The 19,911-nt window shown below is 67.7% G+C and carries 24 protein-coding genes; 14 read left to right on the top strand and 10 right to left on the bottom strand.

Going from position 1 to position 19,911, the window contains the following annotated elements; genetic code table 11:
• Nucleotides 1–114: 114 nt before the first annotated feature.
• The 4 genes from QRO95_RS17075 to QRO95_RS17060 all read right to left on the bottom strand — a co-directional run bounded on the left by QRO95_RS17075 (nucleotide 115) and on the right by QRO95_RS17060 (nucleotide 3,265).
• The gene (locus QRO95_RS17075; RefSeq protein ID WP_285303064.1) at nucleotides 115–723 is read right to left on the bottom strand and encodes a HutD family protein; all 609 of its coding nucleotides are present in this window, start codon (nucleotides 721–723) and stop codon (nucleotides 115–117) included.
• Nucleotides 724–757: 34 nt separating this feature from the next.
• On the bottom strand, nucleotides 758–1,483 hold the full coding sequence (locus QRO95_RS17070; protein WP_012510304.1) for a murein L,D-transpeptidase catalytic domain family protein: 726 nt from the start codon (nucleotides 1,481–1,483) through the stop codon (nucleotides 758–760).
• A gap of 17 nt (nucleotides 1,484–1,500) precedes the next feature.
• Nucleotides 1,501–2,586, bottom strand: coding sequence for a L,D-transpeptidase (locus QRO95_RS17065; RefSeq protein ID WP_285303063.1), 1,086 nt, complete (start codon nucleotides 2,584–2,586; stop codon nucleotides 1,501–1,503).
• 352 nt (nucleotides 2,587–2,938) lie between these two features.
• Nucleotides 2,939–3,265: a helix-hairpin-helix domain-containing protein gene (locus QRO95_RS17060; protein ID WP_012510302.1), complete on the bottom strand. Its 327-nt coding sequence runs from the start codon at nucleotides 3,263–3,265 to the stop codon at nucleotides 2,939–2,941.
• A 199-nt stretch (nucleotides 3,266–3,464) separates the two neighbouring features.
• On the opposite strand from QRO95_RS17060, the gene QRO95_RS17055 reads away from it, so the two are divergent.
• The 4 genes from QRO95_RS17055 (at nucleotide 3,465) to murU (ending at nucleotide 7,095) form a co-directional block, all read left to right on the top strand.
• Nucleotides 3,465–4,958 (top strand): M20 family metallopeptidase, encoded by a 1,494-nt coding sequence (locus QRO95_RS17055; protein WP_285303072.1) that lies wholly within the window; start codon nucleotides 3,465–3,467, stop codon nucleotides 4,956–4,958.
• A 70-nt stretch (nucleotides 4,959–5,028) separates the two neighbouring features.
• The gene (locus tag QRO95_RS17050) at nucleotides 5,029–5,298 is read left to right on the top strand and encodes a GlsB/YeaQ/YmgE family stress response membrane protein (protein ID WP_049398791.1); all 270 of its coding nucleotides are present in this window, start codon (nucleotides 5,029–5,031) and stop codon (nucleotides 5,296–5,298) included.
• A 64-nt stretch (nucleotides 5,299–5,362) separates the two neighbouring features.
• Nucleotides 5,363–6,388 (top strand): aminoglycoside phosphotransferase family protein, encoded by a 1,026-nt coding sequence (locus QRO95_RS17045; protein ID WP_100437460.1) that lies wholly within the window; start codon nucleotides 5,363–5,365, stop codon nucleotides 6,386–6,388.
• Nucleotides 6,385–7,095 carry an N-acetylmuramate alpha-1-phosphate uridylyltransferase MurU gene (gene murU / locus QRO95_RS17040; protein WP_285303062.1) on the top strand — a complete coding sequence of 237 codons (711 nt, stop codon included), beginning with the start codon at nucleotides 6,385–6,387 and terminating at the stop codon, nucleotides 7,093–7,095. The genes QRO95_RS17045 and murU overlap by 4 nt, the downstream gene beginning before the upstream one ends.
• Nucleotides 7,096–7,642: 547 nt before the next feature.
• Here the strand turns inward: murU and hda are convergent.
• From hda to QRO95_RS17025, 3 genes are read right to left on the bottom strand one after another with little or no spacing between them, the layout of a single operon-like run.
• Nucleotides 7,643–8,350, bottom strand: a complete 708-nt coding sequence (gene hda, locus QRO95_RS17035) for a DnaA regulatory inactivator Hda (protein WP_032130359.1) — start codon at nucleotides 8,348–8,350, stop codon at nucleotides 7,643–7,645.
• A complete protein-coding gene (locus QRO95_RS17030; protein ID WP_032130360.1) occupies nucleotides 8,350–9,519 on the bottom strand; it encodes an AI-2E family transporter in 1,170 nt (389 codons plus the stop codon). The genes hda and QRO95_RS17030 overlap by 1 nt, the downstream gene beginning before the upstream one ends.
• Nucleotides 9,516–10,655 carry a DUF2066 domain-containing protein gene (locus tag QRO95_RS17025; RefSeq protein WP_032130361.1) on the bottom strand — a complete coding sequence of 380 codons (1,140 nt, stop codon included), beginning with the start codon at nucleotides 10,653–10,655 and terminating at the stop codon, nucleotides 9,516–9,518. The genes QRO95_RS17030 and QRO95_RS17025 overlap by 4 nt, the downstream gene beginning before the upstream one ends.
• A 99-nt stretch (nucleotides 10,656–10,754) precedes the next feature.
• On the opposite strand from QRO95_RS17025, the gene purM reads away from it, so the two are divergent.
• From purM to QRO95_RS16990, 7 genes are all read left to right on the top strand, one after another.
• Nucleotides 10,755–11,813, top strand: coding sequence for a phosphoribosylformylglycinamidine cyclo-ligase (gene purM / locus QRO95_RS17020; RefSeq protein WP_049421530.1), 1,059 nt, complete (start codon nucleotides 10,755–10,757; stop codon nucleotides 11,811–11,813).
• Nucleotides 11,814–11,835: 22 nt separating this feature from the next.
• A complete protein-coding gene (locus QRO95_RS17015) occupies nucleotides 11,836–12,324 on the top strand; it encodes a hypothetical protein (RefSeq protein WP_285303061.1) in 489 nt (162 codons plus the stop codon).
• On the top strand, nucleotides 12,321–12,743 hold the full coding sequence (locus QRO95_RS17010) for a hypothetical protein (protein ID WP_032130364.1): 423 nt from the start codon (nucleotides 12,321–12,323) through the stop codon (nucleotides 12,741–12,743). Before QRO95_RS17015 ends, QRO95_RS17010 begins: the two co-directional genes overlap by 4 nt.
• Before the next feature lie 41 nt (nucleotides 12,744–12,784).
• Nucleotides 12,785–13,447, top strand: a complete 663-nt coding sequence (locus tag QRO95_RS17005) for a DUF2238 domain-containing protein (protein ID WP_049398166.1) — start codon at nucleotides 12,785–12,787, stop codon at nucleotides 13,445–13,447.
• Nucleotides 13,444–14,103: a phosphoribosylglycinamide formyltransferase gene (gene purN / locus QRO95_RS17000; RefSeq protein WP_049398165.1), complete on the top strand. Its 660-nt coding sequence runs from the start codon at nucleotides 13,444–13,446 to the stop codon at nucleotides 14,101–14,103. The genes QRO95_RS17005 and purN overlap by 4 nt, the downstream gene beginning before the upstream one ends.
• Before the next feature lie 67 nt (nucleotides 14,104–14,170).
• Entirely contained in the window at nucleotides 14,171–14,995 is an 825-nt protein-coding gene (locus QRO95_RS16995; RefSeq protein WP_049462886.1) for a DUF3108 domain-containing protein, read from the top strand.
• Between the two features lie 2 nt (nucleotides 14,996–14,997).
• Entirely contained in the window at nucleotides 14,998–15,681 is a 684-nt protein-coding gene (locus tag QRO95_RS16990) for a DUF3108 domain-containing protein (protein WP_010483632.1), read from the top strand.
• A 122-nt stretch (nucleotides 15,682–15,803) separates the two neighbouring features.
• On the opposite strand, the gene QRO95_RS16985 is transcribed toward QRO95_RS16990, so the two are convergent.
• Genes QRO95_RS16985 through QRO95_RS16975 form a run of 3 tightly spaced genes read right to left on the bottom strand, consistent with a single transcriptional unit; the run spans nucleotide 15,804 to nucleotide 17,653 of the window.
• Nucleotides 15,804–16,133: a hypothetical protein gene (locus QRO95_RS16985; protein ID WP_032130368.1), complete on the bottom strand. Its 330-nt coding sequence runs from the start codon at nucleotides 16,131–16,133 to the stop codon at nucleotides 15,804–15,806.
• On the bottom strand, nucleotides 16,130–17,401 hold the full coding sequence (gene murA / locus QRO95_RS16980) for a UDP-N-acetylglucosamine 1-carboxyvinyltransferase (protein ID WP_049462885.1): 1,272 nt from the start codon (nucleotides 17,399–17,401) through the stop codon (nucleotides 16,130–16,132). Before murA ends, QRO95_RS16985 begins: the two co-directional genes overlap by 4 nt.
• Before the next feature lie 21 nt (nucleotides 17,402–17,422).
• Complete coding sequence (locus tag QRO95_RS16975) at nucleotides 17,423–17,653, bottom strand: BolA family protein (protein ID WP_005408396.1); 231 nt, start codon at nucleotides 17,651–17,653, stop codon at nucleotides 17,423–17,425.
• A gap of 54 nt (nucleotides 17,654–17,707) precedes the next feature.
• On the opposite strand from QRO95_RS16975, the gene QRO95_RS16970 reads away from it, so the two are divergent.
• The 3 genes from QRO95_RS16970 (at nucleotide 17,708) to lptC (ending at nucleotide 19,896) form a co-directional block, all read left to right on the top strand.
• Nucleotides 17,708–18,709: a KpsF/GutQ family sugar-phosphate isomerase gene (locus tag QRO95_RS16970; RefSeq protein WP_032130370.1), complete on the top strand. Its 1,002-nt coding sequence runs from the start codon at nucleotides 17,708–17,710 to the stop codon at nucleotides 18,707–18,709.
• Between the two features lie 66 nt (nucleotides 18,710–18,775).
• Nucleotides 18,776–19,324, top strand: a complete 549-nt coding sequence (locus tag QRO95_RS16965) for an HAD family hydrolase (protein WP_049398160.1) — start codon at nucleotides 18,776–18,778, stop codon at nucleotides 19,322–19,324.
• Nucleotides 19,321–19,896, top strand: a complete 576-nt coding sequence (lptC, locus tag QRO95_RS16960) for an LPS export ABC transporter periplasmic protein LptC (RefSeq protein WP_285303060.1) — start codon at nucleotides 19,321–19,323, stop codon at nucleotides 19,894–19,896. Before QRO95_RS16965 ends, lptC begins: the two co-directional genes overlap by 4 nt.
• The last annotated feature ends 15 nt before the right edge of the window (nucleotides 19,897–19,911 follow it).

Below are 19,911 nucleotides of genomic sequence, written 5' to 3'. Positions count from 1 at the left end.
TGGCCGCATCCACGCATGGCGTGGATCTACTGAACGGCGTGTCCAGGCATGGTGGCAACCGCATTTGCAGTAGATCCACGCCATGCGTGGATAGTGCCAACCGGCGCCCAGGAATCATCCCGCCGCCGCACTGATCCGGATCGCCAGCAATTCGCCACCGCCCTGCACCGCATGACGCTGCCGTTCACCGGCCGCCAACCACGCAGTGTCTCCCGCCTGCAGCGCCGGCAAGCCGCTATCTGCACCGAACTCCGCCTGACCGGCCAGCAGATGCAGCGCCCAGGCCACACCCGGTTCGCAGAAGAAGAACATGGCGCCCACCAGCGGCCGGTGCAGCAGCTCGGCCTGCAGCAGCTCGCGCTTCCACATCAGGTTGAAGTCGTGGGTGGTGCCATCGACCAGTTCGCCGTGCAGCGCTTCCTCACCGGCAAAACGCACGCGTCCGTGCGGCGGCAGCACCTCGGCCACGCGGCCATCGTCGAAGCGAAGACGCACGCCATTGCCCTGCAGCAGCACCAGCTCGCGCTCCACGCCGGGGAAGGCGGAGAACGCGGCATCCTGCTCGATCTCGGCCACCGACAGGCGTAGCGCCCAGTCATCACCCTGCGCCGGCAGTCGCAGGATCTCGCGGGTCCAGCCCAGGCCGTTGCGCCAGCGTTCGCGGCGATAGTCCAGGCGGGAGATCACCTGGCTCGGAGTGTGCAACAGGGAGTCGATGTTCATCGGCGCATTGCATCATGCCGCGCGCCGTCATGCATCACCGCGTGGCGAGCGTGCCCTGGCCACCGCACTCGCCGGCCAGCAGCTGCGAGTGCTTCAGCCAATCCTGGTCGGGGTAGTAAGCAAACACCATCGTGCCACCACGCAACGCATCGATCAGCGGCTTGGCCACCGACAGCCGCACCGCAGGGCAACCCAGGCTGCGGCCCAGCCGCCCCTGCAGCTGCGCGGTAGCCGGGTTCACGTACGGCGCACCATGGATGACGATGGCTCGGTCACGCGCGCGGTCGTTGAAGCCCGGTTCCAGCCCGGCCAGGCGCAGCGAATAGCCGTTGCCGCCCATGTACGTCTCCTGCGCGGTGAACGCGCCGAGGCTGGACATGAAGCTGCCATCGCGATTGGAGAAGTGTTCGGTGCGGTTCTCACCGCTGTTGCGGCCATGCGCCACCCATTCCTCGAACAGCAGGCGCTGGTGGGCCAGGTCGAACACCCACAGACGCGGCTCGGTGGACGGCCGCGAATAATCGATCACGCTGAGGCGATCACCATTGATGCCCAGCTCCGGCCGCTGCAGCGCGCAGCGCATGGCGTGCGCCGCCAGCTGCAATACGTGGCGGTCGGCCTTGGGCGCACTGCGCGACAGCAAGGCGGCCAGATCATCGGCACTGGTGGCAAGGGCGGGCGTCTGTGCCAGCGCCGGAGCACTGGCCGAGGTCGCCAGCAGGCCGAACGCGGCCAGCCGGCACAGGCGGGATGCAGTCATGGGCACAACGAAGGGACTCAGTTGCCCTTGAGGGTGGACCCTGGCGGCTCGGATTCCAAGACCGGCTGCATTCCGGATTCAGCCGGGCTTGGGCGGACCGCCGGCAGCGAGGTCACCAGCAGGGTCGTGCCCGGTACCAGCACCTGGTACAGCTGGCGGGCGAAATCGGCCGGCAACGCCATCGGCAGCGAGGGCGTGGCCAGCAGGTCCGGCGTGGCCTGGGCACGGTCCTGGCCCAGCAGCGGATAGGCCGTCCACTGGTGCAGGCGCTTGTTCGCGTCCAGCGGGCTGGGCGTATCGCTGTAGCCCTGCCCCATCACGAACAGGGTGGTGCCCTGGAACGCCGGCAGGGCGTCGGCCTTCAGCGGCGACTCGCCGATCATCACGCCATCGCGCAGCACGTACAGGCGCTGGTCGTGCAGGCTGACCAGGATGCCGACCTGCCCGGCCGGCGCCGCGGCGTCATCCCACCAGGCCTGCGCCGGGGCCCCACCCTCGGTTTCCGGAAGGGCCTGGCCGCGCGCGTTGACCGGCGCCAACACCGACGGATAGGCCAGCGTCATCGGCGAGCCTTTGGCATCGGCCACGACCACGGTGTCGCCACGCTGGGTTTCACTGAACAGCTTCTGCGCGAAGGCCTGCGGCAGCCGCACGCAGCCATGCGAGGCCGGATGACCAGGCAGGCTGCCGCCATGCAGGGCGATGCCGTCCCAGGTCAGCCGCTGCATGTAGGGCATCGGCGCGCTGTTGTAGAGGTTGGACTTGTGGTCCTTGTCCTTCTGCAGGATGGTGAACACGCCGGTCGGCGTCTCATGCCCAGCCTTGCCCGAGCTGATCGTGGTCAGGCCGATGGCAATGCCGTTGCGGTACACGTACGCGCGCTGCTCATCGAGGCTGACCACCAGCACGATCGGGCCGGTCGGTGAAATTTCCGGATGCCACAGGTATTCGCCCGGCTTGAGGTCGGTCGGTCCGCGCACTTCGGCGGTGCTGGCTGCGGCAGCGGCAGGCTTGGCGGCCGGCGTCGGCGCAGCGGCATGGCCCAGCAGCGGCAGGGCCAGTGCAAGGGCGAGCATCAGGGTGGTGGGGCGGTGCAGAAGCATCCAGCGGGGGTCCTTTCCATGCGGTGCGGCCACCGTACACCATCGACCCGTGGTGGCCGCGGCAAAACCAGGCGCCGGAAATGAAACTGCCCGGCGACACAGCCATGTGTCGTACCGGGCAATCGTTACGTCCTTGTCGGCCTGCTGCCGCCCCCTCGCATCCTGCGCTGTGGGGGTAGCGTTGCATCCTGCACGCGGCCGCGTCTGTCCTGTTTGTATCTCAGCCCCTTCCACAGGTCTGTGATGCCACCATCCTGGTGATTGGTGCCGCGTCCTGCGGCGGTCGGTGGTCACGGCCTTCCTGTCCGTGACCGGTGAACCAGCCTCCTGCCGGTTCCGACGATTCCTGCTGTTAGCGCCTCGGTACGGTTCGCACCGGTACCGATCCGGGTACCGGATCCGCCGGCAACAACCTGTTGCCTACGGTGATCCGCTGTCGATTCCGTTCGACGATTGCTTTCCCTATCCCCTTCACCTGCGTCAGGTCCTCGACGCGATGAAACGGGCCGTGTCTGCGCCGGTGCTCGACGATCGCCTCGGCCTTGGCGGCTCCGACCATCGTCAATCCCTGCTGCAGCGCCTGGGCATCGGCGCGGTTGATGTCGATCGGTTCGGCGGCATGCGCCCCAGCGATCCACACGACCAGCACCAGTGCCCTCAACACGACACTCCAAGGCACGACGTGTATCTCCTTGTGATTCTGGCCGTCCCGACCGGCAATCCCGTCGGTAGGAACAGTGTCCGTCACCACATGCACACAGCCTATCGGTTTCCTGGATTTCTAAAAGCCAGCCAAATACCCGACGTGATGTAGGAAAAACCCTACCCGCGGCACAGGCGTAGAATGGCCGGATCAGCCCATGCAACCGGAGTTTCAGATGGACAGCGCCAAGCTCGGCCAATTCGTCAATGACAAGTGGGACAGCGAAATCGTCCCGCAGTTGGTCGACTACATCCGCATTCCCAACAAGTCGCCGATGTTCGACGCCAATTGGGTGCAGAACGGCTACATGGAACAGGCGGTCACCCTGATGGAGAACTGGGCCAAGGCCCAGCAGCTGCCCGGCCTGAAGGTTGAAGTGGTGCGTCTGGAAGGCCGTACCCCGCTGATCTTCCTGGAAATTCCGGCTACCGGCGCCGAAACCGGCGACGACACCATCCTGCTCTACGGCCACCTCGACAAGCAGCCGGAAATGACCGGCTGGGACGACGACCTCGGCCCGTGGACCCCGGTCCTGCGCGGCGACAAGCTGTATGGCCGCGGCGGTGCGGACGACGGCTACGCCATCTTCGGCTCGCTGGCCGCGGTGCTGGCACTACAGGCCCAGGGCCTGCCGCACGCCCGCTGCGTGGTGCTGATCGAAGCCTGTGAAGAGTCGGGCAGCTATGACCTGCCGGCCTACGTCGACCACCTCGCCGACCGCATCGGCAAGCCGTCGCTGGTGGTCTGCCTGGATTCGGGCTGCGCCAACTACGACCAGCTGTGGTGCACCACCTCGCTGCGCGGCCTGACCGGCGGCAACTTCACCGTGAAGGTGCTCAACGAAGGCGTGCACTCCGGCGATGCCTCCGGCGTGGTGCCGTCCAGCTTCCGCCTGCTGCGCCAGCTGCTGTCGCGCATCGAGGACCAGGACACCGGCCGCATCCTGATCGACGGCATGAACGTTGAGATCCCGGCCCAGCGCCAGGAACAGGCCAAGCGCGCCGCCGAAGTGGTCGATACCGAGATCTTCGAGAAGTTCCCGATGGTCGACGGTCTGCGTCCGATGAACGAGGACCTGACCGAGCTGGTGCTCAACCGCACCTGGCGCCCGGCACTGTCGGTCACCGGCGTCGGTGGCATGCCGGCGCTGGAATCGGCCGGCAACGTGCTGCGCCCGCAGACCTCGGTGAAGCTGTCGCTGCGCCTGCCGCCGACCGCCGATGGCAAGACCTGCGGTGAGCTGCTGAAGGAAGCGCTGCTGCGCGATCCGCCGAACGGCGCGCAGGTCACTCTGGATCTGGAAAAGGCCTCCACCGGCTGGAACGCCCCGGCCATGGCGCCGTGGCTGACCCAGGCCATCGACGACGCCAGCCAGGCCTTCTTCGGCAAGCCGGCGATGTACATGGGCGAAGGTGGCTCGATCCCGTTCATGGGCATGCTGGGTGAGAAGTTCCCGGGCGCCCAGTTCATGATCACCGGCGTGCTCGGCCCGCACTCCAATGCACACGGCCCGAACGAGTTCCTGCACATTCCGATGGGCAAGAAGGTCACCGCCTGCGTGTCCAAGGTGATCAGCGAGCACTACGCCGCCAGCCTGCGCGGCGAGACCAGCGGTTCGCCGGTGGCTGCCGACAGTGGCACCCGCCACGGCGACCACGGCTGCTGCTGAATCCGGCACACCGTGACGGACGCAGCCTGGCCTTGCTAGGCTGCGTCCACCCTTGGTGGAAATCGCGCGCATGAATGGTCTGTTCGGCAGCAGCAGCTGGCTCTACATCATCCTGGTCGGCTTCTTCGTCGGCCTGCTCGGGCGATTCTTCATGCCCGGCAACAACCGCATGGGCTGCCTGCTGACCATCGTGCTGGGCATCATCGGCGCGCTGCTGGCGGGGTGGTTCGGCCAGTACATGGGCTGGTACGCCCCCGGTGAGCCGGCCGGCTTCCTCGGTGCGGTGCTGGGCGCGGTGGCCGTGCTGGCCGTCCTGCGTCTGTTCAGCGGTCGCCGCTGATCCCGCACCCTCTTCCCTTCCTGTTCCCGACGTAGGCGCGCCCCGCGCGCCCGGATATGCCTGCATGACCGAACCCGCCTCCGATCCCCAGCGCAGCGCGCAGCGCCTGCAGTGGGCCCGTACCCAGCTCGATGATTCCAGTGCGGTGGTCGAACGCGCCTCGGTCGATGCCGGCATGCGCAGCTACTGGCGCACCACCAGCACGCGCGGCAGCCACATCGTGATGGATGCCCCGCCGGGGCTGGAAGATCCGCGCCCGTGGCTGCGCATGCGCGGCCTGCTGGATGACAACGGCCTGCGTGTGCCCGCGCTGCTGGCACAGGATCTGGATGCCGGCTTCCTGCTGCTGGAAGATCTCGGCGGCCCGACCCTGGCGAAGATCCTCGACGAGCGCAACGCCGATGAATGGTTCGGCCGTTCGATCGAACAGCTGCTGCGCCTGCAGGCGATCCCGGTGCCGGCCGACTTCGGCCAGTTCGGCGAAGCACTGCTGCAGCGCGATGCCGGCCTGTTCGACGAATGGTTCCTGCAGCGCCACCTGAACCTGGAACTGGACTGCGGCGAGATTGAAGGGCTGCAGCTGGTGCACCGCAGGTTGATGGACAACGCGCTGGGCCAGGCCCAGCTGATGACCCATCGCGACTACATGCCGCGCAATCTGATGCCGGTCGAGAATGGTCCGGCAGTGCTGGATTTCCAGGACCTGGTGCGCGGCCCGATCGCCTACGATGCGATGAGCCTGTTCAAGGACGCGTTCCTGAGCTGGCCGCTGCAGCGTGTGGACGAGTGGCTGGCGCAGTATCACGAGCGCGCCCGCAACGCCGGCCTGCCGGTGCCCGACCGCGCCACCTTCCTGCGCGATGCCGACTGGATGGGCATCCAGCGCCACGTGAAGATCCTCGGCCTGTTCTGCCGCCTGCGCTATCGCGACAACAAGGGCCATTACCTCGACGACGCGCCGCGCTTCATCACCTATCTGGATGAAGTGCTGCCGCGCTACCGCGAGCTGGCACCGCTGCAGCAGCTGCTGGAACACCGCATCAAGCCGGCGCTGACCGACCTGGCCGCACCGATGCGCGTGGCCCGATGAAGGCGCTGGTCTTTGCTGCCGGCCTCGGCGAGCGCATGCGCCCGCTGACCCTGCACACGCCCAAGCCGCTGCTGGAAGTGGCCGGCAAACCGCTGATCGTCTGGCACATGGAACGCCTGGCCGCACTCGGCGTGCGCGAGGTGGTGGTCAACACCGCATGGCTGGCCGAACAGTTTCCAGCGACGCTGGGCGATGGCAGCCAATGGGGCCTGCGCCTGCATTTCATGTACGAAGGGCAGACCCCGCTGGAAACCGGCGGCGGCATCCTCAACGCGTTGCCGGTGCTGGGCGACGCCCCGTTTCTGGTGGTGAACGGCGACATCTGGACCGATTTCGATTTCGCCACGCTGCCGCGCGAGCCGCAGGGCCAGGCGCATCTGGTTCTGGTCGACAATCCGGCGCAGCACCCGCACGGTGACTACCGGCTCGACGCGCAGGGCGTGTTGCATCACGACCGCGAAGGCCCGTGCCTGACCTATGCCGGTATCGGCGTGTATCGCCCTTCCATCGTGGCCGACTGGCGCACGGTGATCGGTGATGCACCGGGCAGCGAGCGGCTGCCGCCGAAGTTCTCGGTGGTGCCGCTGCAGAAGCACTTCATGGCACAGGGGTTGATGACGGGGCAGCACCATCGCGGGCGCTGGACCGATGTCGGGACGGTAGATCGCCTGCGCGCGCTGGATGCTGAGTTGGCCGCGAACGGCTGAGCCCCTCGTGGCTGGGCGCGTAGAGCGGATCGCGTGTTTGGCCGGTCGGGTGGGCCATGCAGGGGACGCTGCAAGTACGTCCCTGTAAGCTCGATGGCGCCATCCATGGCGCCAACGCCCCTGCATGGCCCACCCGACCAGCCTCTGACAGTTTCCGTGGGCGTCCAGCCACGGAAGAAAGAAAGAAAAGCAAAAGCGGGTCGCTTCGCTGCGCTTGCTCTGATGACGACCAACGGTCGTCACCCACCACAAACAAGAGTCGCCCACCACAAGCAAGACACGTGTCGACCAAGGTCGACACCCACCAACAGCAGTGCAGTATGCAGTCCCGGCAGATCGCGGGAACCTGTCGAAGGCGGGGTGGCTCAGGTTGCGGGGGCGTGAGCGCCATGGATGGCGCGACCGAGGCTACAGGGACGTACTTGCGCCGTCCCCCGCAACCTGAGCCACCCCGCCATCCCACGGATAGCCCGCTTTTGACGTCGACGTTGCTTCGGCTTCGGCTTCGGCGGGTGCAGGGCGCAGCCCTGCAAAGCAAACCCCACCCTCAGTAACGCGGCCGGCCTTCTTCCAGCACCTGGCGCAGGAACGGCACGGTGATCCGCCGCTTCGCCGCCAGCGACTCGCGGTCCAGCCAGTCCAGCAGCGTGATCAATCCACCCAGCTCGCGACCGGTGTGCGACAGCAGCCACTCGATCGAGGCCTCGTCGATCGCCAGCCCACGCCGCAGCGCGCGCTCACGCAGCACCGCTGCCCGCCCTTCCTCATCCAGCGGCTGCAGCAGCACACGCACGCACTGGCCCAGCCGCGAGCGCAGGTCGGGCAGTACCAGGCCCAGTTCTTCCGGCGCCTTCTGCGCCGTGTACAGCACGGTCACGCCCGCAGCGCGCGCGCGGTTGTGGAAATCGAACAGCGCGATCTCGTCCTCGCGGTTGCCGGCCACCTCGTCCAGGCCGTCCAGCGCCACCAGCTCGCGCGCCTCCAGCCCATCCAACGCCGCGCGTACGCGGCCGGCGGCGCTGGCCAGCGGTACGTAGGTCGGCAGTCGCCCGGCCTGCTCGGCGCTGGAGCACATCGCCAGTGCCTGGTGGGTCTTGCCCGTGCCCGCCGCACCTTCCAGATAAACCCAATCGTGGCTGGCACCCACCGCGATCGCGCGCAGCTGCGCCAGCGCGCCGTCCGGCGCGCCGATGAAGGTCTCCAGGCGCTGGTCCCGCGGGTAATGCAGGGCCAGCGGCAGTTGCGGCACACCCATCACTTCAGGTCGGGGCCCTTGTCGTTCGGAATGATGATATGGGGGGCATCGACCACGCCATCAAGCACGATCGCCGGCTTCTCACCCACGTACAGCTCGCTCTGGCGATAACGCTGGTGCGCGTAGCGCAGCAGCACGTTGGTCACCGCTGCCACCGGCAGCGCCAGCAGCATGCCGAGGAAGCCGAACAGCTGGCCGCCGGCCATCACCGCGAAGATCACTGCCACCGGGTGCAGGCCGATCTTGTCGCCGACGATGCGCGGGGTCAGCACGTAGCTTTCCAGCAGCTGGCCCACGGTGAACACCACGCCGACCAGGATCAGCAGCTTCAGGTCGAAGCCCTGTGCCTGCACCAGTGCGGCGACCACCGCCATCAGGATGCCGGTGGTCGCGCCCAGGTAGGGAATGAAGCTGATCAGGCCGGCAATCAGGCCGATCAGCAGACCCAGCTTGAGGCCGACCAGCGACAGGCCGCCGGCATAGATCACGCCCAGCGCCAGCATCACCAGGAACTGACCGCGGATGAAGGCGCCCAGCACCTCGTTGGACTCACGCGCCAATGCGCTGATGGTGCCGATCTGGTTGCGCGGAATCACCGACGCCACGCGCTCGACCAGCTTGTCCCAGTCACGCAGGAAGTAGAACGCCAGGATCGGCAGCAGCAGGATGTTGACCACCCAGGTCACCATCGCAAAGCCCGAACGCGAGACGTAGCCCATGAACGTGGTGGCGAAGCCGCCGGCCTGCTGCCAGTGGCTGCGCACCCATTCGATCAGGCGGTCCGGGTCCAGCCACTGCATCACTTCCAGGCCGGTCTTCTGCTCGAACCAGGGAATGCCCTTTTCCATCAGCCACGCCTGTGCCTGCGGCGCGACCGCAATCAGGGTGGTGATCTGGCGCTCGATCATCGGCACCAGCACCAGCAGCAGCGCCACGATCACCAGCACCATCGCCGCGAACACCAGCACCACGCCGGTCATGCGCGAACGGCCGGTGGCCTCGATGCGGTCCACCAGCGGATCGCCCAGCCAGGCCAGCGCCAGCGCCAGCACGAACGGGGTCAGGATCGGCGCCAGCAACCACACCACCCAGCCGATCAGGCCGGCGAACAGGATGTACTTCAGGCGGCGCAGGAACTGCGCGATTTCCGCTTCCGGGGTCAGGTTCATCGCAGGCGGTACTCGTTGCTGACCGGCGCAGCGACCGGGGCACCGGTGGTGTCGTCGATCGGCGTCGGCAGGGCCGGCAGCGGTGCGCTCGGCACCAGCACGCCGTTGTCGCCCAGCATGCGGTTGAAGCCGGCCAGGCCGGTGGTCATCTCCAGGCTCAGCTCCAGCTGGCCGGCCGAAGCGTGCAGCGGGGTGACGTTGCGCACCACCGGCACCTCACGCAGGCCGGCAGCCAGGCGCAGGTAGTCGTCGGCACTGTTGATGCCGGTGACCACCACCCGATAGGTGCCGGCCTGGCCGACGGCCGCGCCGGCCTTGGCATAGCGCTTGACCAGCGCATCGGCGGCACCATCGGCACCGGCGGCCATCGCGCGCATGGCGTTGGCGTCCTTGCTGGTCCACTTGTTCAGCTCACGGCCGTTGTCGACGAACACCCAGTCCGCCTGCCAGCCGCCATTGGCGCGGTACAGCTTGCCGATCAGCTGCATCGGCGGCGAGTAGCGCGAAGAGGCACGGGCCACGGCGGCACTGTCCTGGCGCCAGATGGCACCGGCCAGCGCCTGTTCGGCGGCACCACCGCTGGGCAGGCCCAGCTTGTAGCCGCGTTCAATGGCGCGGTTCAGCAACGGGCGGGCGGCGTTGGCCTGCTGCACGCTGACCAGGCGCGGACCGCTGCCGTCATCGACGGCCAGCCACAGCACCGGCTTCGGTCGCGGCTGCGGCCACAGCGGCAGGCCCAGCGCCGACACCAGCGAATCGACATCGTCCTCGCGGAAGCGGGCCACCAGCAGGGTACGGAAGCTGGGGGCGCCACTGGCGCTCACGCTCTGGTCCTGCTTGTAGTCGTAGCTGGCCACGTAATCCTTGGCATTGCGCAGCGCCTGCGCCACGCCAGGGCGCGACATCACGCTGCGATCGCCGGACAACTTGCCCAGTACAACGCTCAAGGCGCGGGCCAGCGCACCGTTGCGGTCGGCCTCGGCCTGGCTGTTGACGGGCACTTCGGCCTCGTACGCGCCAGTGGCGGTGGCAACATCACCCTCGGTGCGCAGGCCGCTCTGGGCCATCGTGGCCACCGGCAGGCTCAGCGCAAGGAGCAGGGTCAGAATCAGGCTGCGGCGCATCAGGACATCCATTGGCTCGACGTATCCGGGGGAATTGTTGCCCGAATACGGCCTTTGCGCCAATGCGGCCTGTTAAAATCGCCCGTTCAACCCCTGCCAGCGCCGACGCCCGTGACCAACACCCCGTCTTCCGCCCCCTCCCCCCTCACCTACCGTGACGCGGGTGTCGACATCGACGCCGGCAACGAACTGGTCGAGCGGATCAAGCCCCTGGTCAAGCGCAGCTTCCGCCCGGAAGTGATGGGTGGCCTGGGCGGCTTCGGCGCCCTGTTCGACCTGTCCAACAAGTACCGCGAGCCGGTGCTGGTGTCGGGTACCGACGGCGTGGGCACCAAGCTGAAGCTGGCCCACCAGCTGAACCGCCACGATACGATCGGCATCGATCTGGTCGCCATGTGCGTGAACGACGTGCTGGTGCAGGGTGCCGAACCGCTGTTCTTCCTGGACTACTTCGCCACCGGCAAGCTGGACATCGACACCGCCGCGGCGGTCGTGGGCGGCATCGCCAACGGCTGCACCGAGGCCGGCTGCGCGCTGATCGGCGGCGAAACCGCTGAAATGCCCGACATGTATGCCCCGGGCGAGTACGACCTGGCCGGCTTCACCGTCGCCGCCGTCGAGAAGAGCGAGCTGAAGGATGGCGCCAGCGTGGCTGCCGGCGACGTGCTGATCGGCATCGCTTCGTCCGGCCCGCATTCCAACGGCTACTCGCTGGTGCGCCGCATCTACGACCGCGCCGGCCGCCCGGCCGAGCTGGAGCTGGAAGGCGGCGTGAAGCTGGTCGATGCGCTGATGGCGCCGACCCGCCTGTACGTGAAGCCGATCCTGTCGCTGCTGAAGTCGCACGGCGCGGCCATCCACGGCATGGCCCACATCACCGGTGGCGGCCTGACCGAGAACATCATCCGCGTGGTGCCCGACGGCCTCGGCCTGGACATCCAGGCCTCGTCCTGGACCCTGCCGCCGGTGTTCCAGTGGCTGCAGAAGGAAGGCGCGGTCGCCGACAGCGAGATGTGGCGCACCTTCAACTGCGGTATCGGCTTCGTGCTGATCGTGGCGCCGGACCAGGTGGCCGCGGTATCCGATGCGGTCAAGGCGCAGGGCCTGGAGCACTGGACCATCGGCCAGGTGGTCACCGCCGAAGGCGCCGAGCGCGTCCACATCGCCTGATCCCGACAACCCAGGAGCCCGCATGGACGCAACGCTCCCCGTGTCGCCCGCCCCCGTGCCGCCGCCGCTGGCGACGGTACCGGTGTTCAACGCGCAGGATGCCGACCACCTGCGCATGCTGGCCATCGCGCACTACGTGGTCGGCGGCCTGATCGTGCTGTTCTCGCTGATCTTCATCATCCACATCGTGCTGGGCATCACCGCGCTCACCGGCAACCTGCCGATGAATTCCGGCGGCCAGCCGTCGTCGCCGGCCGAGCAGCGCCTGTTCGGCTGGATGTTCACCCTCATCGGTTGCGTCGCCGTATTCGGTGGCGTCAGCCTGGGCGCGTTCGTCGCCTATGCCGGCCGCTGCCTGGCCCAGAGACGCCGCTACCTGCTGTGCCTGATCGCGGCCGGCCTGGCCTGCCTGTTCACCCCCATCGGCACTGTGCTGGGGGTGTTCAGCCTGATCACCCTGCTGCGCCCGCAGGTGAAGGCCGCCTTCGACCTTCCCGCCACGCCCGCATGACCGCCTCCGGCAATCCGCCGCCGCTGCCGCATCAGACCCTGGCGCAGCTGCAGCTGACCAGCCATCTGCAGACGCTGAAAGTGCTGTTCTACGCGTTGGCCGGCTTCCATTGGTTCGCCACAGTGGCGTTCCTTGGCCTCAGCGGATGGGTGGCCCACTCGCGCGGGCTGGACGACGCCTGGATGCTGACCACGGTCTATGCGTCCATCGCCGTGCTGGCGGCCGTGCTGGGGTTCGTGCAGTTGTATACCGCGCGCCAGCTGTCACATCGCACCGGGCTGGCCTGGTGCCGGCGCGCGGCGTGGCTGGGCGTACTGGCCGGCCCGCTGGGCATGGCCTTGGCCGCCTATGCCTGGGTGTTCCTGTCCAAACCTGACATGGCCGCGCTGTTCGACCGCGGCGACCACCTCAGTGTCTGAACCTGCCGGCAGACGCCCCGTCCTTTCCTGATCGATTTCCCATGTCCGCGCCTGCCCTCCCGACGTCCGCTTCGCCCACCACCCACCGTTTCTCGGGCCCCAAGAAGCTGGCCTTTGCCGCCGTGCTGGCGGTGTTCGCAATCAGCTGGGTCCACCCGCTGTGGCCTACCGAACAGGCCCTGCACAGCACCCTGACCGTGATCGGGCTGGCCGCGCTGCTGTGGGTCGACCGTCGCGGCGGCTGGCTGGGCAACGGCGCCTTCATCGCGATCTGCGGCTTCATCGCCCTGCACTGCGTGGCCGCGCGCTGGCTGTATTCCAACGTGCCCTACGACGCCTGGGCGCAGACACTGAGCGGCTGGTCGCCGAATGCGGCCTTCGGCTGGCAGCGCAACCATTTCGATCGCCTCATCCACTTCCTGTTCGGCGTCTGCTTCACTCCTGCGCTGCTGCAGCTTGCCCGCCATGCGTGGCCGGCGCTGCGCCTGGGCCAGGCCTTCACCCTGGCGGTGATGACGGTGATGTGTGCCAGCCTGGTGTACGAATGGTTCGAGTGGGCCATCGCGCTGGCGCTGTCGCCGGATGCTGCCGAGGCCTACAACGGGCAGCAGGGCGACATGTGGGACGCGCACGCCGACATGCTGATGGCCACCCTCGGCAGCCTGCTGATCTGGCCGCTGATCCGCCGGAGCGCCCAGCAGTGACCGCGACCACCCGCATTGCCGTGCTCGCCTCCGGCCGCGGCAGCAACCTGCAGGCCATCCTCGATGCCATTGCCGACGGCCGACTGCCCGCCGAGGTGGTCGGCGTGTTTTCCGACCGCCCCGCCGCAGAGGCCCTGCAGCGCGTCGCACCGAACCTGCGCTGGGCGCATGCACCGAAGTCCTTCAGCGACCGCGCCAGCTACGAGCAGGCGCTCGGCGATGCGCTGGCCGCAGTACAACCGGACTGGATCGTCTGCGCCGGCTACATGCGCATCCTCGGCGCGGCCTTCGTACAGCGCTTCAATGGCCGGCTGGTCAACATCCATCCATCGCTGCTGCCGCTGCACAAGGGCCTGGACACCCACGCACGGGCGCTGCAGGCGGGCGACGCCGAGCACGGTGCCAGCGTGCATCTGGTCGTGCCCGAGCTGGATGCGGGCGCCGTGCTGGCGCAGGTGCGGGTGCCGGTGCTGCCCGGCGATGACGCCGACAGCCTGGCCGCGCGCGTGCTTGCGGTGGAGCATCCGCTGCTGATCGCCACCCTGCAGCTGTTGTGCGCCGGCCGCCTGGCTGAACGGGAGGGCCAGCCGCAACTGGACGGTCACCCCCTGTTTAGCCCGTTGGCCCTAGATTCCGCCGGGAACCTGAACCGGTAGTCCCCATGCACACGCCCCGCTGACTGCGGGGCTGGCATCCTGCCCCCTCCTGCGGTCCCTGTCCTCCATGAAGACCACGACCCTGCTGTCCACTCCATTGCTGTTGTCGCTTGCCGTGTTCCCCGGCGTGGGCTGGGGCCAGGCACAGGCGCCCGCCACCCCGCCGGCACCCGTGCCCGCAGCGCAGCCGCCAGCCGATGCGCCGGCCGTACCGATGCCACCGGCACTGGCCTGGGAGCCACCGCCGCTGCAACCGTTCAGCGCCACCTACCAGGCCTTCTACAAGGGCAAGGAAGCGGGCGATGCCAGCATGCAGGTCACCCACACCGGCGGCAGCCAGTGGCGGGTGGACATGCAGGTGGTCGGCCGCCGCGGCTTTGCCAGCGTGCTGGGCCTGAACATCGAACAGAGCACGGTGTTCGAGGAGCGCAGCGGCGTGTATGCGCCGCTCAGCCAGAGCACGGTGCGCAAGGGCCTGTTCCTGGGCAAGAAGGCGGTCGGCACCTACAACTGGCAGGCCGGCACCGCGCAATGGACCGGTGACGTCAAGAAGGAACGCGCGCAACCGATCCCGCTGCAGGCAGGCGACCAGAGCGCGCTGCTGATCAACCTGGCGATCATGCGCGATGCGCGTCCAGGCGCCTCCATGCATTACCGCTACGTGGACATGGGCAAGGTCCGCGAACACGACTACCAGGCCGCGCCGCAGACCGAGAACGTCGAGGTCGGCGACCTGTCCTACAACGCACTGCGGGTCTACCGGACCAACGGTGGCAGAAACGAAACCATTCTCTGGATCGCCAACGGTGTCCCCACCCCGGTGCGCATCCTGCAACGCGAAGACGGCGAAGACCGCGTCGATCTGCGCCTGATCGAATACCAAGGAGTCTGAGCATGAATACCCTGACCCGCCCCCTCACCTGGATCGCAGCCGCTGCCCTGACCGTGGCCAGCCTGCCGGCCATGGCGCTGGAACCGTTCAAGGCCGATTACCTGGCCAGCTACATGGGCATGCAGGCCAACGGCACCATGACCCTGGCCAGCGAAGGCAGCAACAAGTGGCGCTACAGCCTGCAGGTGAAGAACCAGCTGGCCGACCTCAGCCAGAGCACGGTGTTCGAGGAAGTGCGTGGCCAGCTGCGCCCGCTCAGCAGCCAGGACCGTTCGGCGCTGCTGGTGAAGAAGCGCAACGTGCAGGCCAACTACAACTGGACCAGCAACCAGGCCACCTGGACCGGTGACATCAAGCCGGATCGCGCTGGCCCGATTGCGCTGAAAGCCGGTGACATGGACGCGCTGCTGATCAACCTGGCGATCGCCCGTGACCTGGCGGCGGGCAAGCCGCTGACCTATCGCATGGTCGACGAAGGCCGCATCAAGAACATGACGTACCGTGTGATCGGCAAGGAATCGATCACCGTGGGCGGCAAGAGCTACGAGGCCACCAAGGTCTCGCGCGCCGACGGCAACAAGGAGCTGATCGCCTGGATCGTGCCGGAATTCCCGGTGCCGGCGCGCATGCTGCAGCGTGAGAGCGGCCGCGATGCGCTGGACCTGACCATCAAGGCGATGAACTGACGCGCGAACCGGTAGTGCCGGCCACTGCCCGGCATTCTCGCGATGCTCCACGAGGTTGATGGGGTTGCCGGCCAGCGGCCGGCACTACCGAAAAGAAAACGCCCGCTTTCGCGGGCGTTTTCTTATTTCTTCGCTTCAGCCGGTTTCTGTTCCTCGGCCGGCTTGAACTCGGTCCGGCAGTCCACGCGGATCTGCTCACCGGTGCTGCGCCAGACGAAGGTGCGGCAATGACGGTTGCCGTCCTGGCTGTCGTTCACTGCGACCGCATAGAACGACTCGATGATTTCATCACGCGAGACCGTGCCATCGCCGTTCCAGTCCATGTCCTTCTGCTCGATGCCCTGGGTGATGGCGATGTTGGCGTACCAGGCATAGCCCAGCCACGCCAGCACGATCAGCACCAGGGCCAGCAGCGCCTTGCGACGCGGGCTGAACTTGCCGCGCAGGATCATGGCACGCGCCGGATGGTGGCGCCGAGCGAAGACAGCTTCTCTTCGATGTTCTCGTAGCCACGATCAAGGTGGTAGATGCGGTCGATGGTGGTATCGCCGCTGGCCATCAGGCCGGCCAGGATCAGCGATGCCGAGGCGCGCAGGTCGGTGGCCATCACCGGCGCGCCGCTCAGGTGCTCGTTGCCACGCACGATGGCGGTATGCCCTTCGACCTGGATGTCCGCGCCCAGGCGCAGCAGTTCGTTGACGTGCATGAAACGGTTCTCGAAGATCGTTTCGTTGATCACGCCCACGCCGTCGGCCACGCAGTTGAGCGCCATGAACTGCGCCTGCATGTCGGTCGGGAACGCCGGGTACGGCGCGGTGGTCAGGTTGACCGCCTTCGGCCGCTTGCCCTGCATGTCCAGGGTGATGCTGTCGTCGGTGGTCTCGATCTTCGCACCGGCTTCGACCAGCTTGGACAGTACCGCGTCCATGGTGTTCGGGCGCGCACGGTTGACCGTGACCTTGCCACCGGTCATCGCTGCGGCCACCAGGAAGGTGCCGGTCTCGATACGGTCGGGCAGCACTTCGTGGCGGCCACCGGACAGGCGCTCGACGCCTTCGATCACCAGGCGGGCAGTGCCCAGGCCTTCGATCTTCGCGCCCAGCGCGATCAGGCAGTGCGCCAGATCGGTCACTTCCGGTTCCATCGCGCAGTTGTCGAGGATGGTGGTGCCTTCGGCCAGCACCGCGCCCATCAGCACGTTCTCGGTGCCGGTGACGCTGACCATGTCGAAGGTGAAGTGCCCCCCCTTCAGCCGCTTGGCGGTGGCCTTGATGAAGCCGTTCTCGACCACGATCTCGGCACCCAGCGCCTGCAGGCCCTTGATGTGCTGGTCGACCGGACGCGAACCGATCGCGCAGCCGCCCGGCAGCGATACTTCGGCCGCGCCGAAGCGGGCCAGCAGCGGGCCCAGCACCAGGATCGAGGCGCGCATGGTCTTGACCAGCTCGTACGGTGCCACGTGCTGGTTGACCGAACGCGGGTCGACCACGATCGCACTGCCGCGCGACAGCGTGCCCTGGTCGATGGTGACCTTGGCGCCCAGCTCGCCCAGCAGCTTCACCGTGGTGACCACGTCGTGCAGGTGCGGCACGTTGGTGATCTCCACCGGCGCATCGGCCAGCAGGGTCGCGCAGAGAATGGGGAGGACGGCGTTCTTGGCGCCGGAGATGCTCACTTCACCGTGCAGCGCAGCGCCGCCGGTCACAACGATCTTGGCCATGTATTCGGGATCTTCTGCGGTTCAGCCGGCTTCGGCCGGGGTCACGGTTTTCAGCGCCAGCGCGTGGATCGCGCCGCCCATCAGGTCGCCCAGCGTGGCATACACCATGCGGTGGCGGGCCAGCGGCATCTTGCCGGCGAAGGCCTCGCAGACCACGGTCGCTTCGAAATGCACGCCATCGTCGCCCTGCACGTCGGCGCGGGCGCCGGGCAGGCCGGTTTCGATCAGATTGCGGATGGTGTCGGCGTCCAACGGGCTTTCCTAATAAAATGTGCCTCCATTCTACTTCCGCTGCGTGGCGTCCGCATGGCCGAATCCCTGTTGCCCCCCCGTTCCGTCGACCCTGCCGGCCTGGTCGCCAGCGGCCGCCGCGTGTTCGAGATCGAGCGGCAGGCGCTGGACGCCGTGGCCGACCGCCTTGGCGAGGCGTTCCAGCAGGCCTGCCAGGCGATCTTGGCCAGCCGCGGCCGGGTGGTCGCCACCGGCATGGGCAAGTCCGGGCACATCGCCCGCAAGATCGCCGCCACCCTGGCCTCCACCGGGACCCCGGCCTTCTACGTGCACCCGGGCGAGGCCGGCCACGGCGACCTGGGCATGATCACCGAGGACGACGTGGTGCTGGCGCTGTCCTATTCGGGCGAGTCGGACGAAGTGCTGATGCTGCTGCCGGTGCTCAAGCGCCAGGGCAACGTGCTGATTTCCATGACCGGGCGCCCACAGTCCAGCCTGGCCACCGCCGCCGACATCCACCTGGACGTGAGCGTGCCGGCCGAGGCCTGCCCGCTGGCGCTGGCGCCGACCTCCAGCACCACCGCCTCGCTGGCGATGGGCGACGCGCTGGCGGTGGCCCTGCTCGACGCACGCGGCTTCACCGCCGACGATTTCGCTCGTTCACACCCGGCCGGCAGCCTCGGCCGCCGCCTGCTGCTGCACATCACCGACGTGATGCACACCGGCGACGACCTGCCCAGCGTGGGCGCCGACGCCAGTCTCAGTGAAGCGCTGATGGAGATGAGCCGCAAACGGCTGGGCATGACCGCCGTGGTCGATGCCGGCGGCGTACTGATCGGCCTGTTCACCGACGGCGACCTGCGCCGCGCGCTGGACAGCGCGCTGGACGTGCGCACCGCCAAGATCGCCGATGTGATGACGCGCAACCCACGCACCATCGGCGCCGACCAGCTGGCGGTGGAGGCGGCCCGGCTGATGGAGACCCACAAGATCACCGGCCTGATCGTGGTCGATGACCAGGGCCGCGCAGTCGGCGCCCTGAACATTCATGACCTGTTGCGGGCCCGGGTGGTTTAACCGACAGTCCGTAGACCCCATTCAGTCTGTACTGCCCCACCCGAACCCACCGAGCCTGCCGCCCTGATGCCCTGGTCCCCCTTGCCCGCCTTCCCTGCCCACCTGCATGCCGCCGCGGCCCGTATCCGCCTGGCCTGCTTCGACGTGGACGGCACCCTCACCGACGGTCGGCTGTACTACGACAAGGACGGCAACGAGAGCAAGGCGTACTTCGTGCAGGATGGCCTGGGCCTGAAACTGCTGCAGCAGCACGGCATCCACCCCGTGCTGATCACCGCGCGCAACAGCCAGTCCGCGCTCAAGCGCGGCGCCGACCTCGGCATCGACACCCAGATCGCCGTGGGCGACAAGCTGGCCAGCGTGCAGGCGCTGTGCGCGCAGCATGGCATCGGCCTGGAACAGGTGGCCTTCATGGGCGATGACCTACCGGACCTGGCGCCGCTGGGCGCGGTCGGCCTGGCGGTGGCGCCGGCCAACGCCCATCCGTGGATCGCCGAGCGCGTGCACTGGCAGACCCGTGCCGATGGCGGGCGTGGCGCCGCGCGCGAGCTGTGCGACATCCTGCTGGCCGCGCAAGGGCATGTGGATGCGGTGCTGGCGAGGTTCGGCGCATGAACCTGCCGACCGTGAACTGGCGCACCCTGCTCGGCATCGGCCTGCTGCTGGCCGCCCTGCTGAGCAGCTGGGCGGCGCTGCGCAACCGCGACAAGGGGCCAGCCAGTGGCGGCCAGGAAGTGGGCGTGGATTACATCCTGCACGACTTCCAGATCGTCGCCCTGGATGATCAAGGCAAGGAATCGACCACGCTGCGCGCACCGTTGCTGGAACGCCAGCGCGGTGACCAGACCATCAACATCGCCACGCCGTTGTTCGAGATGCCGGACAAGGATGGCAGGCACTGGACCCTGCGTGCCGAAACCGGCTGGCTCAGCGCCAAGGGCGACGAGATGAAGCTGCGCGGCAACGTCGCCGGCGACAGCCCGGTCGGCCCGGGCACGGTGCCGACCACCTTCCGCACCGACCATCTGGACGTGTTCCCGAAGGAAAACCGCGCCCGCACCGACGCCCTGGTGACCATGACCCGCCCGGGCATGGAACAGTCCGGTGTCGGCTTCGAAGTGGATTCGAAGAACAACACGTATCATTTCCTCAGCCAGTCCAAGGGCCGCTACACGCCCAAACGCTGATTCCGCCGCCGGCCT

The organism is Stenotrophomonas maltophilia group sp. Smal13 (assembly GCF_030236855.1).
GTDB classification, from domain to species: domain Bacteria; phylum Pseudomonadota; class Gammaproteobacteria; order Xanthomonadales; family Xanthomonadaceae; genus Stenotrophomonas; species Stenotrophomonas maltophilia_A.
Note: the sequence above shows the minus strand (reverse complement) of the source record. Positions and strands in the feature narration are given on the sequence as shown.